This window comes from Streptomyces sp. NPDC022552 (assembly GCF_055561875.1).
The window spans coordinates 517,988-540,513 of sequence record NZ_JBVHGJ010000001.1 but is presented as its reverse complement, the minus strand read 5'-3'; the positions used below and the strand labels follow the sequence as shown (position 1 = coordinate 540,513).

Sequence of the window (22,526 nt, the reverse complement as noted above, 5' to 3'; positions counted from 1 at the left end):
CTCAGTCCACGCCCCGGGGCTCCGGCTCCGGCGGTGGGGCGGCGCTCCGGCGGCGGCCGTAGAGGCGGCCGACCGGCTCACTGCTCAGGCCGTGCAGCACGATGCTGACCATGACGGTGATGACCATCACCCGGGAGATGAAGTCGCCGCCGCCGGCGGCGGGCAGCTCCAGCGCGGCGAGGAGCCCGAAGACCACCGAGGTCACGCCCCGGGGCCCCATCCAGCCCAGGAAGAGCCGGTCCGGCAGGGACACATCCGTACCGATCAGCACGAGCATCACGGGCACCATCCGCACCAGGGTGACGGCAAGGAGCCCATAGAGGACGACGGAGAGGTGGAAGCCGTCCCAGAACTCGTCGTTGACCAGCTGCCCGAAGAGGAACCACAGGGCGAGCGTCAGCAGGGTGACCAGGTCGTCGGTCATCACCACCGCGTCCTTCGGCAGATGCCGCAGCGCCGGCGCGATGCACACACCGGCCACGAAGGAGGCGACGAAGCCGTTGCCGCCCAGGAACGCGGACAGGGTGTACGCGGCGATGGGCACGCTCAGCACCGCGAGCCTCGTCGCGGCGGGCTGCGTCCACCCTCGCGCCCAGGAGCGGCGGAGCACCCATCCGGCCACGTAGCCGACGAGTGAGCCGGCGCCCAGGGCCCAGGCCGCCGCTCCGATCGCGTCGAGGACGGCCTCGGCGTAGTCGTCGCCCGCCGTGTGGGACTCGGCGGCGGCGGCGACGCAGAGCAGGAACACCGGGGAGACGATGCCGTCGTTCAGGCCGCCCTCGACGTTGAGCACGTCCCGCAGGCGCGCCGGGATGCGCTTGTCCCGGATCACGGCGGCGGTGGGCGCCAGGTCGAGGGGGACGACGACGGTCGCCAGTACGGCCAGCACCCATCCGGGCTGGTCGGGGAAGAAGGCGAGCGCGGTCAGGAAGGCGGCGGCCAGGGTGAGCGGCAGCGCGCCGCCGAGGAGTCGGACGACGACGCTCCTCTCCCGGCGGACGACTCCCTTGGGCACCTCGGTCGCGTCGACGAAGAGCAGAAGGGCGAGGACGACCTCCACGGCGTGCTCGAAGCCGGCCATGTCGCCGAAGTCGAAGACGAGCGGCGGATCGGAGCCGCTGGTGAGGGCGATGCCCGCGACCATCATGGCGATCGGTGCGGTGATGCTCCATCGCGCGAGCCGGTGTGACAGGACGCACCAGGTGAAGAGAATGCCCGCGATGACGGTGACGGCGATCAAGAGCATCCGCGCTTTCGACGGGGCCTCGGACAGACGCAGCGTACGACCGATGCCCCCGCCGACCCGTGTGAGCACGCCGACATTGGCGCGCCCCACCCCCGAGCGGCCCCTTGGCGCCGTGGGGCCGCCCAGGTCCGGCGACGGGGGTCAGATGACGCCCTGCGCCGTCATCGCCCGAGCCACCTTCAGGAACCCCGCGACGTTGGCGCCGAGCACATAGTCCTCGGGGTCGCCGCCGTACGCCTGGGCGGTGGCGCGGCACTCGGCGTGGACGCCGCGCATGACCGTGGCGAGCCGTGTCTCCGTCTGCTCGAAGGACCAGCTGTCGCGGGCGGCGTTCTGCTGCATCTCGAGCGCCGAGGTCGCCACACCGCCTGCGTTGGCGGCCTTTCCGGGTCCGAAGAGCACCCCCGCCTCCCGGAGCACCTTCACCGCCTCGGGCGTACAGGGCATGTTCGCGCCCTCGGCGACGGCGAGGACGCCGTGCTTGACCAGGGCCACGGCGTCGTCGCGACCCAGCTCGTTCTGGGTCGCGCAGGGCAGGGCGATGTCGCACGGGACGTCGTACACCGTGCCGCGGGCCGAGAAGCGCGCGGTCGGCCTGGCCTCCGCGTAGGCCGAGATCCGGGCCCTGCGTACCTCCTTGACGTCCTTGAGGAGCTCCAGGTCGATGCCGTCCTCGTCGACGAGGTAGCCGGAGGAGTCGCTGCAGGCCACGACGCGGCCGCCCAGGGCGTGCACCTTCTCCGCCGCGTACACGGCCACGTTCCCGGACCCGGAGACCACCACACGGCGCCCGTCGAAGTTCTGCCCGCGCGTGGCGAGCATCTCCTCGGCGAAGTACACCGCGCCGTACCCCGTCGCCTCGGTGCGGACGTGGGAGCCGCCCCAGCCCACCGGCTTCCCGGTGAGGACACCGGACTCGTACCGGTTGGTGATCCGCTTGTACTGGCCGAACAGATAGCCGATCTCCCGCGCCCCGACGCCGATGTCCCCGGCGGGAACGTCGGTGTGCTCGCCCAGGTGCCGGTACAGCTCGGTCATGAAGGACTGGCAGAAGCGCATGATCTCGCCGTCCGAGCGGCCCTTGGGGTCGAAGTCGGCGCCGCCCTTGCCACCGCCGATGGCCATCCCGGTCAGCGCGTTCTTGAAGATCTGCTCGAACCCGAGGAACTTCACGATGCCCAGGTTGACGCTCGGGTGGAAACGCAGACCGCCCTTGTACGGCCCGAGGGCGCTGTTGAACTCCACCCGGAAGCCCCGGTTCACCCGCACGGCGCCCTGGTCGTCGACCCACGGCACCCGGAAGAGCAGCTGCCGCTCCGGCTCGCACAACCGCTCCAGGATCCCGGTCTCCGCGTACTCCGGGTGCCGGTCGAGCGCGGGTGCGAGCGAGTCGAGCACCTCGGCCGCCGCCTGGTGGAACTCCGCCTCCCCGGGGTTGCGCCGGCAGATCTCGGTGTAGACGGCCTCGATGTGCGCGCTGACATGCATGCCTGGTGTCTCGCCTTCTGCTCGCCGAAAGTTCCGTCGCCCGTGTCCGTTGCCCACGGGCGACGTCACGCAATTGTTGCCGGATGCGCAGGCCCGTGGGGCGGTTGAGGCGATCCGCGTTCGGGTCGACCGCCCGGACGGCAAGCGGTGTCAGCGCGTCGAGGATCGGGAGAGCGACCGGCGGCCGGGCAGGAGGCGTCAGGTCGGGACTAGGTGGAGACGGTTTCGACGAAGTCGCCGACCTGGCCCTCGGAGAGGGTCCTGGCGACGTCCGCCTGGGCGATGATGCCGACGAGGACATGGTGGTCGATGACGGGTACGCGTCGGATCTTGTGCTCGCCCATGACGCGGAGCACCTGCTCGGCGGTGTCGTCCGCGGCGACCGTGACGATCGAGTCCTGCGCGAGGTCGCCGGCCGTGCACGTGGCGGGGTCCCTGCCCTGGGCGATGACCTTCACGACGATGTCGCGATCGGTCAGCATGCCGTGCAGCTTCTCGTCGGGGCCGCAGATCGGCAGGGCTCCGACGCCGAGGTCCGCCATCTTCCGCGCGGCCTCGACGATGGTCTCGCTCGCGCGGACACAGGTGGCGTCCGCCGTCATCAGGTCACGTGCGGTGGTCATGGATATCGCCTGATTCGTTTCCGTGGTGCGGGGTTCCCACGGCGACTTCCCCGTCACGTCACCGCCAACCGTGCCACGGGCTCCGGCCGGAGGGCATGGGCGTGCGCTCGTTCACCCTGCGGTTGCGGACACGGTCCGAGGTGCCGCGCTGAGCCGGTGGCGCCTCACCGGGACTGGCCCGACGCCCCGCGTGTTTCCGAAAGCCCCGTCCCCGAACGTCACGGTCATGCGCGTGCGGCATGTCCCTCGGCGACGCGGCGCAGGCGGTCCGCCGCCGCGGCGAGGGAGCGGGGGCGCGGGGCGGGGGTCCAGGGGTCGTCCTTGAGGAGTCGGTCCGCGTCGGCGAGGGTCCGGCGCCGGGCGTCGAGCCCCGGGTCGTCCAGGTCGCCCCAGGCGATCGGCGCGGCGACGGGCGCGCCGGGGCGGGCGCGTACCGCGTAGGGCGCGACAGCCGTCTGCCCGTACGCGTTGCGCTGGAGGTCGACGTAGAGCCGCCCGCCCCGCGCCTTCTTGCGGGCCTCGGTGGTGAGCCGGTCGGGGTGGCGGGCGGTGAGGACACCGGCGACGTCGGCGGCGAAGGCCCGTACGTCGTCGAAGGCCGCGCCGCGGTCCAGCGGGACGCTCACGTGCAGGCCGCGTGAGCCGGTTGTCATCAGCTGCGAGGGCAGTCGCAGCTCGTCCAGCAGGTCTTGGAGCCACCGCGCGGCATCGCGGACCCGCGTGAAGTCGTCGTCGGACGGGTCGAGGTCGAAGACAAGCCGGTCGGGCCGGTCCGGCAGGTCGGCCCGGGAGAGCCATCGGTGCGGGGTGATGCAGCCCTGACCGGCGAGCAGGACCAGGGTGGCCGTGTCGTCGCACAGGACGTACGTCACGGTGCCGCCCTCCTTGGGCAGTTCCGCGCGGTGGACCCAGTCCGGGAAGTGGTCGGGGATGTCCTTCTGCATGAATCCCCGGTCGCCGATGCCGTCCGGGTGCCGTTCCAGCATCAGGGGGCGGCCGCGCAGATGCGGCAGCATCCGGCGGGCGACGGTGCGGTAGTACGTCGCCAGGTCTGCCTTGGTGATGCCGTCCTCGGGGAAGAGCACCTTCTCCGGCCGGCGGACCTCGACCGTGCGCCGGCCCGCCCGGATCTTCTGCGGGGCGGTCATGCCGTCCTCCCCGCGGCGATCTGCCCCAGCGTGTGACCGGTGCGCACCGAGCGGGCGCGCCGGGGGTCGGGCGTGCCCGCTCCGGAGGCGCGCTCGTCGGAGCGTTTGACCAGCAGCCATGTCTCCCGCCCACCGTCCGAGTCGGTACGGAAGCGGGTGAGGGACCAGCCACCGCGCAGCTTGTGCCCGTCGAGCCAGAACGAGACGTGGCCGTCCGCCAGGGCCTGCGCGAACGGGATCTCCGTCTGTCCGTCCCGTCGCGTCGAGAGATTTCGGTACGTGCCCTCGTCCCAGACGATCACGGTGCCGGCGCCGTACTCCCCTCCGGCGATGACGCCCTCGAACTCCCGGTACGCCAGGGGGTGATCCTCGGTGGGCATGGCCAGCCGCTTGTCGTGCGGGTCGGTCGACGGCCCCTTGGGCACCGCCCAAGGACTTCAGGACCCCGTCGACCTCCAGCCGGAAGTCGAAGTGCATCGCTGTCGCGTCGTGGATCTGGACGACGAAGGACGGTCGCTCACCCGGCTCCGTCGCGGTGGTGTCCTCCGGTTCCGTCGTCTTCGAGAAGTCCCTGCGCCGGCGGTACTCCGCCAGTTCCGCGTGCTGGGGCGCCATGTGCGTCTCCCGCCGTCGGGTGGTCGAGGTCGAGGGTGAGGTCGCGGGTGAGGTCCACGGGCCCGCCGAGGTCAGCTCTGCCAGGCGTTGCGGACGTCGTCCCGGTGCGCGGCGAGCCAGTCGGCGAAGTTCTCCAGCGCGGGGTTGAGCTCCCGGGCGGCGGTGAGGTCGCGGGCCCTGATGTAGGGCTCCTCGCAGTCGGCGAAGAACTGGAACATGTTCCCCGCCTCGTCCGCGCCCGGGTGCCCCTGCGCCCGGTACGCGTCCGGCGTCAGCGGCCGGTACAGCACGGGTTCACCGCGTGCCTCCCCGAGCGCGGCGGCGAGGTCGGCGACCTTGAGGTGCTCCCCGGCGATGCTCACCGTGGCGGCGATGAGGTCCGTACCCCGCTTGAAGACGGCGAGCGCCGTCCTGCCGATGTCGACGGCGGCGATGCCCGAGAGCCGGTGGTCTCCCATCGGGAGGTTCAGCTGGAGCGTGCCGTCCTCGCCGCGCTGCGGGGGGAAGAAGTCGAGGAAGTTGTCCCAGTAGAAGGTGGTGCGCAGGAAGGTGGTCGGTACGCCTTCGTCGGTGAAGTAGCGGTCGGCCTCCGCCTTGGCGTCGAAGTGCGGCACCTTGTAGTGCTCCTGGAGCGTGGGCATCCGGTCGTCGTCGAGCGGGATGCACGCGCGTGTGTCCTCCAGCGTGGACCAGACGGCGTGCTGCACGCCCGCGTGCGAGGCGGCCCGGGCGAGCGCCAAGGCCTGGTCCTTCTCCTTGGCGGCGGACATGTGCTCCCAGAAGGGGGTGACGAGGAAGGCGCCGTAGGCGTGCTCGAAGGCCGGGGCGAGGCTGGGCGGGTCGTCGATGTCGCCGTGGACGATGTCGGTGACGCCGAGGTGTTTCAGCTCCTGCGCCGCGTCCCCGTCGGGGTGCCGCGTGACGGCTCGTACCGCGAACTCCTGGTCCGGGTCGGCCAGGACGGCACGGACGAGTCCGCCGCCCTGCTTCCCGGTCGCTCCGATCACCGTGATGATCTTCTTGTCGGACATGACTCGATTCGCCTCGCATATCCCGCGCGCGTCGACCTCTTCCCCAGCGCGTGCCCGGGGCGCGGGCCGGTATGCGTCATGCGTGGTGGGAAGGGTGCGGTTCGAAGGGGACGCCTCGGACGCGTCGCCTACTCGGCGATCTCCGTACGCTCCCACCACTCGTACACCCGCAGGGTCCCCGCGGCGGTGTCCTCACGGCGCGGGGTCTCCCTGAAGTGCTCGTATCCCCCGAGATGCGGGAGCTTCACGTCCTCGCCCGGGGTCTCGACCTCCACGATCCGCTCGGGGAGATCGTTCGGCCCGCCCTCCAGAAACACCTTGTGCGCCATGGCACCAGTCTTGCCACACTCGCCGCACGTCGCACGCGGGAAGCGTCTGTCGGGGCGGCCGCCGTGCCACCGTGCGGGCCGGGCCTGCGGGCGACGGCCGGTCGCGCGCGGGGAGGGTCCGCACGCGGCCGGCCGTGGGGACGGGCGTCGTCAGGGGCGGACGACCAGGACGTTGCCCAGCGAGCGCTGGCCCGTCGCGTCCGAGGGCCGGTTGACGACGCCCGACCGGGCCGTGGCCAGGACGCTGGAGCCGCCTCCGTCGAGGTTCATAGCCTGGCGGGCGCCGAGCTGCTTCATCAGCTGAGCGGCCTGCGGGACGCCGAGCCCCTCGCTGTACCCGGCCTGCCGGCCGTCGACGACCACGAGCATCAGCCTGCCCAGGTCGTCCACGCCGACCATCGAGCGCGGGTTGCTGCGCAGGGTCCAGTTGTACGTGAAGGTCTGGTCCGCGCCGTCGCGGATGATGCCGTCCGCCTGGGCGTTGACCGACACCTTCCCCTCACGTACCAGGGCCGGGCCGACCTGAAGGATCGTCGTGTCCGAGGTGAGCGGCACCTGACGGCCCCTGCCGTCCTCCACCCGCTCGGAGAACGTCAGTGTCTGACCGACCACGACGTGGCTCAGCAGCCACTCCGCACTCGCGCCGGTCGCCTGGACGGTCGACCCGCCGTCGGGCACGCTCGCGCCGCGCGAGGTGTTCACGGCCGTCACGCGGCCGGCGCCGTCGAGCACCGCCTCCGCGCCCGCTCCGGCCGGCGGCTTCCCCCATTCCGGGGTGAAGCGCACCAGCTCGCTGCTGTCGGTGCACTTCAGGTCGTGCTGCGGCTTCTGCGTCGGCAGGTCGCCGCCGACACCGCCGCAGTTCCAGACGTCACCGGGCACCCGGTTCACCCCGTCGACCTCGACGGTCTCCGTCCCGGTCTTGAGCGTCACATGCGCGGTGTACGTGTCCACGGCGAAGGAGCGGCCGCCGTTGGTCACCTTGAGGCCCGCCCGGCCCTGGGTCGCGGAGCCGAGCAGCTTGCCGTCCTTGACGTACAGACCGGCCGGTGCCTGGTTGTAGAACCACTGGGCGTTGATGCCGGCGAGCGCGCCCGTGGAGGCGATGAGGTCGGTCAGGGTCTCCGTGCCGTTGAGCCTCGGCCCGAAGTCCGTGCCCACGCTGCCCTTGAACGTACGGAAGTCCAGGCGCAGCACATGCACCTTCTGCGGTGCCTGCTTGTCGGTGCCATCCTGCGCCGTGTAGCGCGTACCGCCCGCGAAACCGGCGGACTTGATCCGGTTCAGCTGCGCCGTCGCGTCGGCTTCGTTCGCATGGAGGCCGACGCGGACGGTCCAGCCCAGCGTGCCGGGACGGCGGTCGGCGAACGCCGGGGCCACGACCTCTTCGACGCGGGGCTCGAACCCCTTCTCGCGCAGCGCCGTGGCCACCCGGTCGGCGGTGGCCCGGGGGCCGAGGGCCGTCCCCGCGGACGGGAGCGGGCCGTCGGGGGCCGCGGGGAGATAGACATGCACGGTCCACCGATCGTCGGCGTTCTGCTTGCCGTACGAGGTGGAGGTCAGGGTCACACCGGGCGCCACGGTCGTGCTCACCGAAGGAGCGCTCGGGATGAACGGGTGCGGGGTGCGGGCGACGGCCGATGCTCTGGCGGCCGCGGAGCTCTGCGGCGGCGCCGCCTCCGCGACGGGCACCGCCGAAGCCGTGCCCAGAACCGTCGCAGCCGCCGCCAGGAGGGAGAGGGACTTGCGCTGCATGAGCGTCCTTCCGTCGTAGGAACGTAAGGCAAGGCAAAGCGCAGTCAGTTGCCGGAAGATGACTCCTAGTGCAACGGACGAGGCAGCTCGGTGGAAGGGTCTTCTCCAGGTGGGCTCGCATCGTTTCAACGACGCGCATGAGCCCCGCGGCTCACACACCGTCATGACGAGCGCACCCCCCAAAGGTTTCGGGGGAGGGAAGGGCCCGTGCCGAGGAGGGGTTGTGGGGCTCGGTCGTCGACAGCCCGTCACCGGCGCCGAGTTCGGCACCGCGCGGCTGGCGCCGGAACGCGCGGCGCGGCTCCCCGCCGCATGGGCGGGAAGCCGCGCTTCGATGGATGTGTGGGGGTATGGGAGTCAGTGGGGTGTTCGGGTGCATCGAGCGTCCGCACGCTCAGAAACGCGGCGGCTCCCCGGACTTACCGGGGAGCCGCCGCGCCGGAGAGAGCCCGGTTCAGTCGGCGCTGTCCTCCTCGTGCGCCGCGGCGCTCCGCGCCTGGGCGCGGCGGCCCACGACGGCGGCGGCCGCGAGGGCGCTTCCGAGGAACGCGGTGGCGACGACCCAGGGGCGGTCCAGGACGTGACCGGTGGCGTGGTCGAGGGAGTAGCGCCCGGCGCCCGCGACACCGATGGCGGCCGCGGTGAACCCCAGGAAGGCCGGGTACTCGTAGCCACCGGCCTGGGCGAAGAAGCCGGCCGGGGCGTGGACGGAGACCGCGCCCGCCATCGCTCCGGCCGCGGCGGCGCCGGCGGCCGGGGTGGCCAGGCCCAGGGCCAGCAGGACCCCGCCTCCCGTCTCGCCGAGCCCCGCGGCGATGGCGCTCTCGCGGGGCGGATGGAAGCCCATGGCCTCCATCGCCTTCGTGGTCCCCTCCAGTCCGCCTCCCCCGAAGAAGCCGAACAGCTTCTGCGTGCCGTGTGCGGCGAGGACGGCGCCGGTGCCGACCCGGAGGACGAACAGCCCGATGTCGCGTCGGTTGAGGGTGGTCATCTGGGTCTCCCTGGGCAGAGCCGAAGCCGTACGACTTCTACTGTCACCTCTCCGAGGGCCGGGGCCGGTGCGTTGTTGCTCCATACAGGGAACGCTCCGTGCCACGCGGGTCCCGCCGCGCGCCGGGTGGCCACCCGGCAGGGGGCCAGGACGCATGCGCTACATTTTGCCGGTCCTTGACCGCGATCATTCACGATCCCTCCCCTCGGAGCCGGCAACACATGAGCGACATCGTCAACGGCCTCGGCCGGGCCACCGCCTACGGCGCCCTCGGCGTGGTGCTGCTGATCCTCGGCATCGTCCTCGTGGACCTGCTCACGCCGGGGAAGCTCGGCCGGCAGATCTGGGAGGAGCGCAACCGCAACGCGGCGACGCTCCTGAGCTCCGCGCTGCTCGGCATCGGCGGCATCGTCTTCACCTCCATATGGACGACGTACGACGACTTCGGCAAGGGCCTCGCCTCGACGGCCGCCTTCGGCCTGCTCGGCCTGGTCATGATGGCCGTGGCGTTCCTGGTCGTGGACCTGGTCACGCCGGGCAAGCTCGGCGCCACCCTCGTCGACCCCCAGCCCCACCCGGCGGTCTGGGTCACGGCCTCGTGCAACATCGCGGTCTCGGCGATCGTCTCCGCCTCCATCGCCTGATCCGAGCCGACCCGAGCCGAGCCGACCCGAGCCGACCCGAAACGAGCCGAGCCGCCAGGGGCCGTCCCTTCAGTGCCCCATCGGCTCGACCTCGAGGAACCGTCTGCGGCGCGGCCCCCGATAGAGCAGCGCCTCCCAGCCGAGCCGCTCCAGGACGGGCACGCACGCGCCCAGGGCGGACTCCTCCCCCTGGACCGCTCCCCCTCCGGGCGGCCCCACCCATTCCACGACGGCGGTGCCGGGCCGCTCCCCGGCCGTGACGCGGTACCCGGTCGCCGTCCGGCCGCCCGCGGCGTCGACCGCGGAGGGCGCGACGCCCGCCGCCTCCAGGGCGAGTGCCACCGCCCGGACGGGCTGTCTGCGCTCCCACTCGGCGGGCCGCTGCCGTGGATCGCCGCCTCCGTGGCCGCCGGTCAGCCGCCGTATCTGGAGCAGCCCCTCGACCGCGGCCCGTACCTCACGGGATCGCTGCTCCCTGTCTCCCTCCGGCAGCGGCGGATCGTCGCCCGTCACCGCCTCGAAGGTCCCCCGGTTCTTCGTCATGCCCCCACGCTAGGACCCGCCACTGACAACCGCGCTCAGCGCTGGCTGCGGCCGCTCGTCACGGCGTAGTACTGCATGTCCTGCTTGTCGACCGGCCGCCGGACCGGGTAGCGGGTCGTGACCTTCGTCGTGGTCGCCCCGGCGCGTACGACGGTCGCCGCGCTGTGTCCCGTACGCAGCGGGAACAGTTGCGCGTGCACACCGGACGGTGCCCGGTAGCCGCTGTCCGTGTCACCGGTCCTCGTGCGGATGTCGGCGGGGGCTGTGAGGAAGGAGAGGACCTCCACGGTGTCGCGGGGGTCCGTGGTGCCCTCGCGGGGCCGTATCACCTGCGGCTGGCGCGCGGCGGGCGGGAGGTCGTCGGCGAACTGGACCCGTGCGGTCAGATAGAGCGTGTCGCGCAGGATCTTCGGCCAGGCACCGGTCTTGAACCGCGTCAGGTAGTACGAGGACAGGTCCAGGTACGCGTAGCCGTTGTGCAGCGAGGGCGCGACGTGGGTCCCTTCGGAGTAGTCGTTCCAGGTGGTGAGCTGGACCCAGTCCGCGCCGGAGTCGATGGCGGCTCCCCAGCTCGCGCGCAGGGTCTCGGTGTTGCCGGCCTCGTCGTAGACGCCCTGGTTGGGGCGGGTGTCCTGGACGGAGACCGGCTGCATCCAGATCTTCCCGAGCCGGTGGGCCCGTTCGGCGTCGGCAACCGCCCCCGCCTGGCGGCCGGCGCTGCGGGCGCCCCATTCGGAGAGTCCGTGGCTGATCGCCGCGTACGCGTCCCGCTCCGGCGTGAAGTCGAGGAAGAGCGGAACGAGGGCGGTGCGGATGCCGTGCCGCGCCTCCAGTTCGCCCATCATCCGCCGCCACCAGTCGGGGTCCTTCTCCTCGGCCTTGAAGGGGGAGACGACCAGCCGTCCGTCGGGGAGCCGGTGTGCCGAGGGGCTCTTGGCCAGTTGCGCGAGCGAATCGGCGAGGCCGGCGGGGGTGGTCGACGTCAGGGCCGTCATGTCCGGCATGAGCTGGATCCGGAAGCCTGGGTCCTCCTCGTGGGCGGCGCGGAGCAGCAGTTCGGCGCGGTCCCGGTTGCGTCCGGTCTCGGAGAGCAGGTCGAGGGTGAAGCCGTCGAGTCCGGCGTCGCGGGCGGTGCGGACCTCCTGGCGCAGATGCGCCAGTTCCCAGTCCCCTGCCTCGGGCGCGGCCGGGATCGGGCGGTCGCGCAACAGCCCTCCGTAGGCCTGGTGTCTGCCCTTCTCTCCGTCCGGGGTGAGGTAGTTCCGCGCGTAGTAGTCGCGCTCGGCGGGCTCGTTGTCCAGGGAGAGCGGGTACGGGGTGAAGTAGTGGGCGAGGACCAGCTTGTCCGAGCGGCGCAGTTCGGCGGTGGACGGCAGGTCGAAGGGGAGGGCGGTGCTGTACGCCTTCGGGGGCGTGGCGGTCGCCTCGGCGGGGGCGTTCGCGCGGAGCGAGTTCGCCGCGCCGATGCCGGCCAGGGCCCCGACGAGGAGGACGCCGAGGCCGATTCCCGTGGCGAGCCGACGCCGTCGCGGAGCCCGGTGGGTGGTCCGGGCGGAGGACTTGTCCGCCATGGGCGTCCTTAGGGTCGGTCGCGGCTGCCGCGGAGCCGCGGGCTGGCTGTAGTACAGCCGATGGCGGACGGGGGAACAACCACCGTCGGGCGTGTGGCGGACCGGCCGCGCGAGCCTACGGCGTACCGCTTCCGAGGCGGTCGGTGCGGTGACCGGCGACGTACGCGGCCAGGGTGTCGTTCCGCATCGCCGCCCACAACGCGTCGGATCCGCCGCGGTCGAGGAGGACGACGGACTGACCCTTGATCATCGCGGTGCGGGCGACGGGCGCGTTCATGAAGACCATGTCGCCGGGCCTCACCGACCGGTTGTCCCAGAGGAGTTCGCGCAGGTCGGCGTCGCTGAGCCGGTCGTCCACGCTGACACTTGCGGTGAGCGTGTCGAGCAGTTCCGTCGCCCGGACGGGGTTGGTGAGGTTGCGCGTGGTCATCGTCTTGGTGAGGACGGCGCGCAGGAAGTTCTGCTGGCGGTGGGTGCGGTCGAAGTCGCCGCGGGGAAGGTTCTTGCGCTCGCGGACGTATACGAGCGCCTGGGTGCCGTTCATGTGGCGGACCGTGCCGTCCACGCGCAGGTCGACCCCGCCGACCGCGTCGGTGAGTTCCTTGAACCCCTCCCAGTCGATGATCGCGAGATGGTCCACGCGGACGTCGGTGAGGCGCTGGACGGTGTCGATGAGCAGCGGCGGACCTCCCCAGGAGAAGGCGGCGTTGAGCTTGGCGGTGCCGTGTCCGGGGATGTCGACCCAGGAGTCGCGGGGCAGCGACACGACGTACGCGTTGGAATGGTCGGCCGGCAGGTGGACGAGCATCATCGTGTCGCTGCGCTGGGCTCCGTACGTCCAGGACGGCGCCTTGGCGTCGCGCCCGGTGGTCGGCAGGTCGGAGCGGCTGTCGACACCGACGAGGAGGAAGGTCTGCCCGCCCTTGGAGGGTGGAGGCTGTTCGGCCGGCGGTACGTGGGTCGGGAACGCGCCCGGGATACGGTCGACCTTCCCGGTGTAGTGCTCGACCGCCCACCAGCCGGCACCGCCGAGCATCAGGATCCCGATCCCGAGCAGGGCCAGCGCCACCAACAGGACGCGTTTCGGGCTCACTCGGCGCTTGCGGGGCGTGACGGACGGTGTGCTTTCCGCCACAGTGCCGGCTCTCTCCCCCTCCGTGACCTGCTCCCCCTCCGACACGCTCCCACCTCTTCCTTCCATGGCCCCACGTGCGTCAACTCCCTTTGAACAGACGTATCATGCGCTCGGCCGTGTCCACACCGGCCCTCACGTCACGAGATGAATACGCCATCGCCTTCTGAGGTCGTTCGCGTGAACTGCAGCGGACGTGCGCATGTATGTCGTACTGTTCCGGCGTTGCGACGCTTGTTCGTCGATCAGGGGGTCGACGAACAGGGTGGCGAACGTCGACACGTGCCTGGGGGGTACATGTGGCATGCCCGCACAACTGAGACCAACTCCACCGGAACCGCTGCCGGTTCAGCGGTTACAGCGACACGCCCTCGCACCAAGGCGAGCTGGTATCCGGTCGCCGCGCTGACCGTCGACGTGCTCGGCGTGGGGCTGCCGGTCGCGCTGATACTGCGCGTCGAGCGCCAGCCGTACGCCTATGCCAGCGCCCTCGTGGCCGCTGTCGCCTGGGCCGCGGTGCGGTCCATGCGCCGACGGTACGCGCGGCGCGAGCTCGGCGAGTCGCGAGGCAGCCTGCCCGTCCTCCACGACTGGCTGATCCTGCTCGGGGTCCTCGCCGTCCTGCGGGCCGCCGCCGATCTGCACCACCCGGCGATCCTCTGTCTCGCCGCGCTGCTTCCGGCGCCCGTACTGACCCTGACCTGCTCAAAATTGACGTGGCGTCACCTGGTGGCCGCGCGCCGCGAGGCGCAGGTGGTGACCCGCGTGCTGGTCCTCGGTGAGCCCGCTGCCGCCGGTGACGTGGCCGAGCATCTCGCCGGGCGGACCGAGCATCCGTACGTGGTGGTGGGGATCGTCGCGATCGGCGAGGGCGCCGTCCGCACCGGCGCCCCGGTGGCCGCGCGGCTCGCTGTCCCGATGCCGGAGGCCGCGGACGGTGACACCCGGCAGGTGCTGGACGCCGCCCGCGAGCTGGAGGCTGACGTCGTCCTGGTGGCGGCGGGCCCTCTGATGGCGGGCGAGCGGTTGCGCCGGCTCTCCTGGGGACTGCATGACGCCGGGACCGAACTCGCCCTGGCGCCCGGCCTGGTGGAGTGCGCGGTCAAACGCCTGGAGACCACGTCGGCCGCCGGTCTCGCACTGCTCCGGGTCGCTCCGCCGCTGCGCAGCGGCGTGCAGCCGTTCCTGAAGTCCGCGATGGACCGGGCGGGAGCGGCGCTCGGGCTGCTTCTGCTGTCGCCGGTCTTCCTGGCGATCGGTGCCGCGGTCCGGCTGGGCTCGCAAGGGCCGGTCTTCTACCGGCAGGTGCGGATAGGCCAGGGCCGCGTGCCGTTCGTGATGTGGAAGTTCCGCACGATGTTCCTGGACGCCGACGCCCGCAAGGCGGAGCTGGAGCGGGCCAACGAGCACGACGGGCTGATGTTCAAGATGCGCCGCGATCCGCGGGTGACCCGCGTGGGCCGGCTGCTTCGCCGCACCTCACTCGACGAACTGCCCCAGCTGATCAATGTGCTGCTCGGTTCGATGTCCCTCGTCGGGCCGCGTCCGCCGCTGCCGGACGAGGTCGCCCGGTACGGGGACGTGGAGCTGCGCCGCCTCGCGGTGCGGCCGGGGATGACGGGACTGTGGCAGATCAGCGGCCGTTCGGACCTGTCGTGGGACGAGACCGTCGAGCTCGATCTGCACTACGTCGACAACTGGTCGTTCACGAGTGATGTGGATGTCATGGCCCGTACGTTCCGCGCCGTCGTCGACGGTCGCGGAGCGTACTGACGGGCCGCCGCGCATGAGATCAGTGCTGTTCCCGCCACCAGGCATAGGTGGCGGCGATCCCGTCCGGCAGGGCGATGGCGGGCTTCCAGCCGAGACCGGTGAGCCGGGAGACGTCGAGGAGCTTGCGCGGGGTGCCGTCGGGCTTGCTCGTGTCCCAGGCGATCCGGCCCTGATAACCCGTCACTTCTGCGACTGTTGCGGCCAGTTCGCGGATGGTGAGGTCCTCGCCGCAGCCGATGTTGACCGGCTCGTCGCCGTCGTAGCCGCGCAGCAGAACGGCACAGGCGGCGGCGAGGTCGTCGACGTGCAGGAACTCGCGGCGCGGGCTGCCGGATCCCCAGAGCGTGATCTCGTCCCGCCCCTCCTCGCGGGCCTCGTGGAAGCGGCGGATCAGCGCGGGAAGGACGTGAGAGGTCTCCAGGTCGAAGTTGTCGCCGGGGCCGTAGAGATTGGTCGGCATCGCGGAGACGTACTGCGCGCCGTACTGCTTCCGGTACGCCTGGATCTGGACGATTCCGGCGATCTTGGCGAGCGCGTAGGCCTCGTTGGTGGGCTCGAGCGGGCCGGTCAGGAGCGCGTCCTCGCTGATGGGCTGGGGGGCGAGACGGGGGTAGATGCAGGACGAGCCGAGGAAGAGCAGGCGCCGGACTCCGGCGGCGTGCGCACCGGCGACGACGGCGAGCTGGATCTGGAGGTTCTCCTCCAGGAACTGTACCGGGTAGGTGCTGTTCGCCATGATCCCGCCGACCTTGGCAGCGGCGAGCACCACGGCGTCGGGGCGGGTCTCGGCGAGGAAGGCGGCGGTCCGCGCCGCGTCCCGCAGGTCGAGCTCGGCACGGGTCCGGGTGATCACCTCGTGCCCGTCGGCGGCGAGCCGGCGGGTGATCGCGGAGCCGACGAGGCCGCGGTGTCCCGCGACGAATATCCGGGCCCGCTCGGGCAGGTACGACGTCGATGCGCTCGGAGAGGCGCTCGTCGATTCAGTCATGGCCCGGATCATGCCAGGCCGAGCGGGACCGCAGTACACCAGATCCGGATTTTCTGCTCGGATCACATCATATCCGCAAGATACGGACCGGCTGGGGGCCGGTCCGTCAGGGAGGGGCACGACGCATGAGCAAGACCGCACTGATCAGCGGCGTCACCGGGCAGGACGGCTCGTACCTGGCCGAGCTGCTGCTGTCCAAGGGCTACACCGTGCACGGCCTCGTCCGCCGCTCGTCGAGCTTCAACACCGAGCGGATCGACCACATCTACCAGGATCCCCAGCAGGCGAACCGTTCCTTCGTGCTGCACCACGCGGATCTCGCGGACGGTGTGGCCCTGGTGAACCTGCTCCGCGACATACGCCCCGACGAGGTCTACAACCTGGGCGCCCAGTCCCATGTGCGGGTCTCCTTCGACGCCCCGCTGTACACCGGTGACGTGACGGGCCTCGGCGCCCTGCGGCTCCTGGAGGCGATCCGCGCCAGCGGTGTCGACACCCGGATCTACCAGGCGTCCTCCTCCGAGATGTTCGGCGCGACCCCGCCGCCCCAGAACGAGGAGACCCCCTTCCACCCGCGCAGCCCGTACGGCGCCGCCAAGGTCTTCGCCTACTGGACGACGGTCAACTACCGTGAGGCGTACGGGATGTTCGCCGTGAACGGCATCCTGTTCAACCATGAGTCGCCGCGCCGGGGCGAGACCTTCGTGACGCGCAAGGTGACCCGGGCCGTCGCCCGGATCAAGGCCGGGCTTCAGGACCGGCTCTATCTGGGGAACCTCGACGCCGTACGCGACTGGGGTTACGCCCCCGAGTACGTCGACGCCATGTGGCGGATGCTCCAGCAGGACGAGCCGACCGACTACGTGGTGGCGACCGGAGTCCCCGCGACCGTACGGCAGTTCGTGGAGACCGCGTTCACGCACGTGGGGCTCGACTGGGCCGAGCACGTCCGCTACGACCCCAAGTACGAGCGGCCCAGCGAGGTGGACGCGCTGATCGGTGACGCGAGCAAGGCCCGGGACCTCCTTGGCTGGAAGCCCTCGGTGCAGGTGGACGAACTGGCCCGGATCATGGTCGACGCCGATGTCCGGCTCGTCGAGGACCAGTTGGCCGGCGTGACGGTACGCATCGACCGCTGAACTGCGCCTTTCGGTCGCGCCGGGGGACCGAGAGGCGCCTGCGTTCCGCGTGCCCCCGGGCGGCTCCCGGGCCGGCAGATACAGAATTGGTCAAGTTGGCTTGTCCGACTGCCACTTCGTCATACAGTTCGCATTCATCAGATGGCAGTTGCACCACTTCACGCCACATTGACTGGGCTATCACGCCTGGGGGGAACATGCGTAGATCCTGGGGGCTCACCACTGCCCTCGTCCTGACCGTCGCGGCCGGAGCCGGAGGCTCTCTGGCCCCGACGGCCGCGGCACTGACGCCGCCGGTGGCCTTCACCGCGGACGATCTGCCGACCTGGCAGACCAACGGTGTCGTCTGGGCGCTCGCCGAGGCGAACGACACCGTCTTCGTCGGCGGCACCTTCTCCGAGGTGCGTCCGCCCGACGGCGGGACCGGCACTCCGAGGAGTGCCGTCAACTTCGCGGCGATGGACGCGGCCACGGGCGCGCCCACCAGCTGCAACCTCTCCTTCACCGTCGGCAGCGGCACCGCGACCGTGCGGACCCTGGTGGTCTCGCCGGACAAGAAGACGCTGTACGCGGGTGGATACTTCGGCGCCGTCAACGGCACCCCTGTCTCCAGCCTCGCCGCGATCGACATCGCCACCTGCACGCCGAGGGCGTCCTTCACCCCGAGCTTCCCCGCCACGGTGCGGGCGCTCGCCGTCACCGACACCACCATCTACGCGGCCGGCGACTTCGGCACCGTCGAGGGGCAGACGCGGGAGCGGTTCGCCGCGATCACCACCGCCGGCGCGCTGCTGCCCTTCACGGCGAACGCGGACGAGCCGGGCCGGGCCGTCGAGGTGACCCCGGACGGACAGAACGTCCTGCTCGGCGGCGACTTCTTCAGCGTGAACGGGTCCAACTCGCACGCGCTCGCCGTGGTGAACGCCACGACCGGCGCCGTGACCAAGGCGTACCCGAACGGCTGGATCCCGTCGAACTCCGTCGTCAAGGACATCGAGACGGACGCGACGGGCTTCTACACCGGCAACGAGGGCACCGGCGGCGGCGTCTTCGACGGCCGCATCGCCCTGAACCTCTCGAACTTCGAGCAGCGCTGGCGCGACACGTGCCTGGGCGCCACCCAGGCCGTCCGCTCCTACGAGGGCGTGCTCTACAGCGCCTCGCACGCCCACGACTGCTCCAGCGTCGGCGAGTTCCCCGACGGGCGCCGCTACCACCTGCTCGCCCAGCCGACCACGTCGACCGGCAAGCTCGGCTGGTTCCCGGACACCAACGACGGCATCGGCGAGGGCATCGGTCCGCGCGCCTTCACCGTCTCGGGCAGCGGTTCCGCCAAGTACCTCTGGGTGGGCGGCGAGTTCACCACCACCAACGGAGCCCCGGCACAGGGTCTGACCCGCTTCGCGTCCGGTCCGGACACCGGCGCTCCGACCGTTCCGGTCGCCAGCGCGGCGGCCGTCGGCCCGAACTCGGTGCAGATCCGCTGGCGTTCCAGTCTCGACCTGGACGACTCGAAGCTGACCTACAAGGTCTACCGCAACGGCGCCGCGACGCCGATCGCGACCGTCCAGGGCGACTCGCTGCACTGGTCCCGCCCGCAGGTCTCCTTCAAGGACACCGGCGTGACCCCGGGCCAGACCTACAGCTACCGGGTGACCGCGGGTGACGCGGACGGCAACACCAGCGCCCTGTCCGCGACGTCCACGGTGACCGTGCCGACCTCGCCGGAGCCGTACGCCTCCAAGGTGATCGCCGACGGTGCCGGGCTGTACTGGCGCTTCGACGAGTCGACCACGCCCTACGCGGCCGACTCCTCCGACGGCGGCAACAACAGCGGTCTGTACGTCAACGCCCCCGCGATGCGCCAGACTCCGGGCGCCGTCTCCGGCTCGTCCACGGCCGTCGCGCTCAACGGCACGGACGAGCAGATCCACAGCGACCGGCGGCAGAGCGTCACCGGTGCCTTCACCGTCGAGACGTGGTTCAAGACCACCACGAACCGCGGCGGCAAGCTGATCGGCTTCGGCAACAACACGACCCGCAACAGCGGCAGTTACGACAAGCACCTGTACATGACGAACTTCGGCAACGTGGTGTTCGGCGTGTACACCGGGTCCACCCGGACGCTCACCTCCCTCGGCTCGTACAACAACGGCCAGTGGCACCACGCCGTGGGCACCCAGGGTCCCGAGGGCATGCGGCTGTACATCGACGGCCAGCTGGTCGGTTCCAACAGCGTCACCACCAACCAGCAGTACGACGGCTACTGGCACGTCGGCGCGGACAACCTCTCCAGCTGGCCGCTGCGGCCGACGAGCAACTTCTTCGCCGGTCAGGTCGACGAGGTCGCCGTCTATCCGTCGGCGCTCACCGGGACGCAGGTCGCCCAGCACTACAACCTGGCGAAGGCCCCGGCCGACTCGGTCACCACCGTCACGGCGGCCGAGGACACCTACGCCAACGCCGGCGCGCCGAGCACCAACTACGGCACGTCCAGCTCGCTGGCCGTCCGCGGCACCTCGCCGTACGCGTCCTACCTCCGGTTCCCGCTGCCGGCCGCTCCGGCCGGCACGGTCCTGAAGAGCGCCCGGCTCGCGGTGAAGACCACCACGATGACCGGCGCGGGCTCGGCCGACTCCCAGTCGGTCGTGCCGATCACGGGCTCGTGGGCCGAGGACACGCTGACGTACAACAACCGGCCGACGCTCGACGCGAACCCGATCGGGACGCTCAGCGGCGCGGTGGACGGCTCGGTGGTCTACTCGGCCGCGCTGGACACCACGGCGGTCTCGGCGGCTCTCGGCAGCTCGTACGGCCTGGCGCTGACCAGCACCGGGACGGACCCGCTGTGGCTCTGGTCGTCCGAGGCGACGGCGGCGGAGGGCACTCCGCAGCTGGTGCTGACCTTCGGCGCTCCGTAACGGGTCGTCGTACCTCCATCACGGATGCGGGGCCCGGCACTCCGGGCCCCGCATCCGACGTACCACAGGAGTTCGCTCATGCGTCGATCGCTTCAGCGGCGCCCGGCAGCGGCGGCGGCCGTGCTCGCCTCGCTGCTCGCCCTGTCCGCCTGTTCCTCGGGGAGCGAGGGCGCCGACGGGGCGGCGAAGGCCGCCGCGCCCACGCGCTCGGTGGCCGTGCCCGACCGGCAGGCCGAGTCGGAGCCCACGGGCCCCACCCCGTCCGCGACCACCACGGGCCCGGTCGTCCCCGACTCCGCGCTCAAGCCGGTCACCGGCTCGTTCACGGAGAAGGAGAAGAAGTTCCTGAGCGGGCGGGTGCCGCAGAACACGGACCCGGCCGCCGTCCTCCAGACCGGCCAGGAGTCCTGCCAGCGTCTGGAGCGCACCGCCAAGCGGGACAAGGACGCGGCCGTCGGCGCGATCATCGCCGGCGACATCCGCGACGCCGAGGCCGTCGTGACCCATCTCTGCCCGGCGCAGAAGCCTCTGTTCGCCACGGCGGAGACCGGCTTCCCGGACGGCACGGCGGCGAACCCGAAGGCCGGCACCTACCGCGCCCTCACCACCAGCCCCGCCTGCACCTGGCGGGCGGTCGGCGCGGACGGAAAGGTCCTCGCGTCCGGACCCGCGACCGGATCCGAGGGGCCTGTTCGCGCGAAGGTTCCGCCAGGGACGAAGGAGTTCGTCTCCAGCGCCTGCTACGCCTGGCTGCCGGCGTGACACCCGCGCGATACGAGTGAGCCCGGTGCGGTCATCGCGACCGCACCGGGCTCACTCGTACTCGGCCAGGTCAGACCCCGCCCGCCGCGCCTTCGTAGACCCCGAGCAGGGTGTCGAGGACCGCGTCCATCGAGAACGCCTCCGCCGCGAGCTTCCGGGCCGCCGCCGACGCGGCGTCGTTCGCTCCGGGGTCCAGGAGCGCGCACACGGCCGGGGCCAGGCCCGCGGCGTCCGTGACCACCCGTCCCGCGCCGGCCTCCTCGATGTCCCGGGCGAGGCCGTTGGAGGTGGTGACGACGGTCGGGGTGCCGACCGACAGGGACTCCAGGACGGACATCGGGAACGGCTCGTCGACCGACGGCAGGACGTACACGTGCGCCCGGCGCAGTTCGTCGAGCATCTGCCCGGACGTCAGCGGTCCCGGGCGGCTCACCCGGTCACCGACGCCCAGGTCGGCGACGAGCGCGTCCACCGCGGCCCGCTCGCCCTCGTCCGGTCCGGCGAGGACGAAGTGGGCGTCCGGATGGTGGCGCAGGATCTCCGGGACGGCCGCGACGAAGTCCGTGGGCCGTTTACGGGCCTGCAGCCTGGCCGCGTACAGGATGCGGGGCGGGCCGCTGGGCGCCGGGCGCGGCTCCTGGGCCGGGACGCCGTTGACCAGGCGTACGGACCCGGCGAGCGGCCCGCCGACGACCGCGTCCAGGTCCCGGCGCTCGCGGTCCGTCAGGTACAGCACGGCGGAGGCACCGCGGAGCACACGGCGTACGGCGACCGCGTCGAGGAGCTTGGCCAGCGGTCTGTCGCTGGGGTCGACCATGCCGTGCGTCTGGAGCACCAGCGGGCGGCCGGCCCGGAGCGCGGCGAGCGCGACGGGCAGGGTGACGAGATCGCGGGCCAGGTGGACGTGGACCACGTCGGCGTCCTTGACCAGCGCGCTCGCCCCGGCGAGCAGCGCGGGCGAGGTGATGCCGCTGAAGCCCAGCGGGAGGATCGAACGGGCCTGGTAGAGCCGCGCCGGCACGCCCTCCACGTCGGTCGGGAGGGGGCCCGGGAAGCCGTCGCCGAGAGCCGTCAGCCGCACCTGGTGGCCGCGTGCGGCGAGCCCGCGGCAGAGGTTCACGGCGACCCTGACCGGTCCGCCGAAGGCGTGGGTGGGGCTGTGCAGGGTGACCGCGTGGAGGATCCTGAGGCCGCTCACGCGGGCACCGGAACCGGTCGGCGGCCTTCGGCCGTGTGCAGCGTCAGCTCGGGCAGGTCCTTGTGGAGCGTCGTACCGGCCGCGACGACCGCGTGACGGCCGACGGTGACACCGGCGAGGACGGTCGCGCGGGCCGCGACCCAGGCGCCGTCCTCCACGGCGATCGGGGCGTTGCGGTAGCGGAAGTCCGCGGCGCGATGGTCGTGGCTGCCGGTGCAGAGCAACGCCTCCTGGGAGACACAGACATGGGCACCGAGCGTGATGGGCTCCAGGTTGAGCAGCCAGGCGCCCTCGCCGATCCAGGTGTGGTCGCCGACGGTCAGCTTCCACGGCCACAGGATCCGCACCCGGTGCCGTATGAGCACACCGTCGCCTATGGTCGCGCCGAAGGCCCGCAGCAGCGCGACCCTCAGTCCGGCCGGGCAGAACCAGGCCATGAAGACCGTGTTCATCACCGCGAACCAGAGGGCCTGCACGAGCTTGCCGCGGCCCTTGTCGTATCCGGCCAGCGTGAAGGCCGGTAGATTCCGCATGAGTTCACCCCCACCGGCGCCTCCCCAGGCGCCCGGCGTTCAGACTAACGGTTGACACGAGGTGACAGGGGGGCGTCGGTACACTGCCGCGAAGTG

General features: G+C 71.6%; 20 protein-coding genes. 5 read left to right on the top strand and 15 right to left on the bottom strand.

Features of this window, described 5'->3' with window-relative positions; all coding sequences use genetic code 11:
* Position 1: 1 nt before the first annotated feature.
* The 9 genes from ACZ3OF_RS02515 to ACZ3OF_RS02475 form a co-directional block, all read right to left on the bottom strand.
* Positions 2-1,336, bottom strand: coding sequence for a cation:proton antiporter domain-containing protein (locus ACZ3OF_RS02515; RefSeq protein ID WP_467302232.1), 1,335 nt, complete (start codon positions 1,334-1,336; stop codon positions 2-4).
* A 51-nt stretch (positions 1,337-1,387) separates the two neighbouring features.
* Positions 1,388-2,734: an NADP-specific glutamate dehydrogenase gene (gene gdhA / locus ACZ3OF_RS02510; protein ID WP_361666670.1), complete on the bottom strand. Its 1,347-nt coding sequence runs from the start codon at positions 2,732-2,734 to the stop codon at positions 1,388-1,390.
* 209 nt (positions 2,735-2,943) lie between these two features.
* Positions 2,944-3,357, bottom strand: coding sequence for a CBS domain-containing protein (locus tag ACZ3OF_RS02505; RefSeq protein WP_361666671.1), 414 nt, complete (start codon positions 3,355-3,357; stop codon positions 2,944-2,946).
* Between the two features lie 224 nt (positions 3,358-3,581).
* Positions 3,582-4,505 (bottom strand): non-homologous end-joining DNA ligase, encoded by a 924-nt coding sequence (gene ligD / locus ACZ3OF_RS02500; RefSeq protein ID WP_467302229.1) that lies wholly within the window; start codon positions 4,503-4,505, stop codon positions 3,582-3,584.
* Positions 4,502-4,930, bottom strand: coding sequence for a DNA polymerase ligase N-terminal domain-containing protein (locus tag ACZ3OF_RS02495; protein ID WP_467302227.1), 429 nt, complete (start codon positions 4,928-4,930; stop codon positions 4,502-4,504). The genes ligD and ACZ3OF_RS02495 overlap by 4 nt, the downstream gene beginning before the upstream one ends.
* 261 nt (positions 4,931-5,191) lie before the next feature.
* The gene (locus ACZ3OF_RS02490; protein WP_361666674.1) at positions 5,192-6,151 is read right to left on the bottom strand and encodes an NmrA/HSCARG family protein; all 960 of its coding nucleotides are present in this window, start codon (positions 6,149-6,151) and stop codon (positions 5,192-5,194) included.
* A 128-nt stretch (positions 6,152-6,279) separates the two neighbouring features.
* The gene (locus ACZ3OF_RS02485; RefSeq protein WP_361666675.1) at positions 6,280-6,480 is read right to left on the bottom strand and encodes a DUF5988 family protein; all 201 of its coding nucleotides are present in this window, start codon (positions 6,478-6,480) and stop codon (positions 6,280-6,282) included.
* A 150-nt stretch (positions 6,481-6,630) separates the two neighbouring features.
* Positions 6,631-8,235 (bottom strand): phosphodiester glycosidase family protein, encoded by a 1,605-nt coding sequence (locus tag ACZ3OF_RS02480; protein WP_361666677.1) that lies wholly within the window; start codon positions 8,233-8,235, stop codon positions 6,631-6,633.
* A gap of 454 nt (positions 8,236-8,689) precedes the next feature.
* The gene (locus tag ACZ3OF_RS02475; protein ID WP_361666679.1) at positions 8,690-9,226 is read right to left on the bottom strand and encodes a DoxX family protein; all 537 of its coding nucleotides are present in this window, start codon (positions 9,224-9,226) and stop codon (positions 8,690-8,692) included.
* 221 nt (positions 9,227-9,447) lie between these two features.
* On the opposite strand from ACZ3OF_RS02475, the gene ACZ3OF_RS02470 reads away from it, so the two are divergent.
* Positions 9,448-9,870 carry a DUF350 domain-containing protein gene (locus ACZ3OF_RS02470; RefSeq protein WP_352189376.1) on the top strand — a complete coding sequence of 141 codons (423 nt, stop codon included), beginning with the start codon at positions 9,448-9,450 and terminating at the stop codon, positions 9,868-9,870.
* Positions 9,871-9,939: 69 nt separating this feature from the next.
* Here ACZ3OF_RS02470 and ACZ3OF_RS02465 read toward each other — a convergent pair whose 3' ends face one another.
* The 3 genes from ACZ3OF_RS02465 to ACZ3OF_RS02455 form a co-directional block, all read right to left on the bottom strand.
* Complete coding sequence (locus ACZ3OF_RS02465) at positions 9,940-10,413, bottom strand: hypothetical protein (protein WP_361666680.1); 474 nt, start codon at positions 10,411-10,413, stop codon at positions 9,940-9,942.
* Positions 10,414-10,448: 35 nt separating this feature from the next.
* On the bottom strand, positions 10,449-11,984 hold the full coding sequence (locus tag ACZ3OF_RS02460) for a glycoside hydrolase family 71 protein (protein WP_467302221.1): 1,536 nt from the start codon (positions 11,982-11,984) through the stop codon (positions 10,449-10,451).
* 115 nt (positions 11,985-12,099) lie between these two features.
* Positions 12,100-13,077 carry an LCP family protein gene (locus ACZ3OF_RS02455; protein ID WP_467302220.1) on the bottom strand — a complete coding sequence of 326 codons (978 nt, stop codon included), beginning with the start codon at positions 13,075-13,077 and terminating at the stop codon, positions 12,100-12,102.
* A gap of 336 nt (positions 13,078-13,413) precedes the next feature.
* Between ACZ3OF_RS02455 and ACZ3OF_RS02450 the strand changes: the two genes are divergently transcribed.
* Positions 13,414-14,889 (top strand): sugar transferase, encoded by a 1,476-nt coding sequence (locus ACZ3OF_RS02450; protein ID WP_467302817.1) that lies wholly within the window; start codon positions 13,414-13,416, stop codon positions 14,887-14,889.
* 19 nt (positions 14,890-14,908) lie between these two features.
* Here the strand turns inward: ACZ3OF_RS02450 and ACZ3OF_RS02445 are convergent, their stop codons facing one another.
* Positions 14,909-15,877: a GDP-L-fucose synthase family protein gene (locus ACZ3OF_RS02445; protein WP_467302218.1), complete on the bottom strand. Its 969-nt coding sequence runs from the start codon at positions 15,875-15,877 to the stop codon at positions 14,909-14,911.
* Between the two features lie 125 nt (positions 15,878-16,002).
* Between ACZ3OF_RS02445 and gmd the strand changes: the two genes are divergently transcribed.
* From gmd to ACZ3OF_RS02430, 3 genes are all read left to right on the top strand, one after another.
* Positions 16,003-17,016 (top strand): GDP-mannose 4,6-dehydratase, encoded by a 1,014-nt coding sequence (gmd, locus tag ACZ3OF_RS02440; RefSeq protein WP_361666688.1) that lies wholly within the window; start codon positions 16,003-16,005, stop codon positions 17,014-17,016.
* A 197-nt stretch (positions 17,017-17,213) separates the two neighbouring features.
* Positions 17,214-19,937, top strand: a complete 2,724-nt coding sequence (locus tag ACZ3OF_RS02435; protein ID WP_467302215.1) for a LamG-like jellyroll fold domain-containing protein — start codon at positions 17,214-17,216, stop codon at positions 19,935-19,937.
* A gap of 78 nt (positions 19,938-20,015) precedes the next feature.
* Positions 20,016-20,699 (top strand): hypothetical protein, encoded by a 684-nt coding sequence (locus tag ACZ3OF_RS02430; RefSeq protein ID WP_467302213.1) that lies wholly within the window; start codon positions 20,016-20,018, stop codon positions 20,697-20,699.
* Between the two features lie 70 nt (positions 20,700-20,769).
* On the opposite strand, the gene ACZ3OF_RS02425 is transcribed toward ACZ3OF_RS02430, so the two are convergent.
* Both ACZ3OF_RS02425 and ACZ3OF_RS02420 read right to left on the bottom strand, forming a co-directional pair.
* Entirely contained in the window at positions 20,770-21,897 is a 1,128-nt protein-coding gene (locus ACZ3OF_RS02425; RefSeq protein WP_467302211.1) for a glycosyltransferase, read from the bottom strand.
* Positions 21,894-22,430 carry a WcaF family extracellular polysaccharide biosynthesis acetyltransferase gene (locus ACZ3OF_RS02420; protein WP_361595099.1) on the bottom strand — a complete coding sequence of 179 codons (537 nt, stop codon included), beginning with the start codon at positions 22,428-22,430 and terminating at the stop codon, positions 21,894-21,896. The genes ACZ3OF_RS02425 and ACZ3OF_RS02420 overlap by 4 nt, the downstream gene beginning before the upstream one ends.
* Positions 22,431-22,526 lie beyond the last annotated feature (96 nt).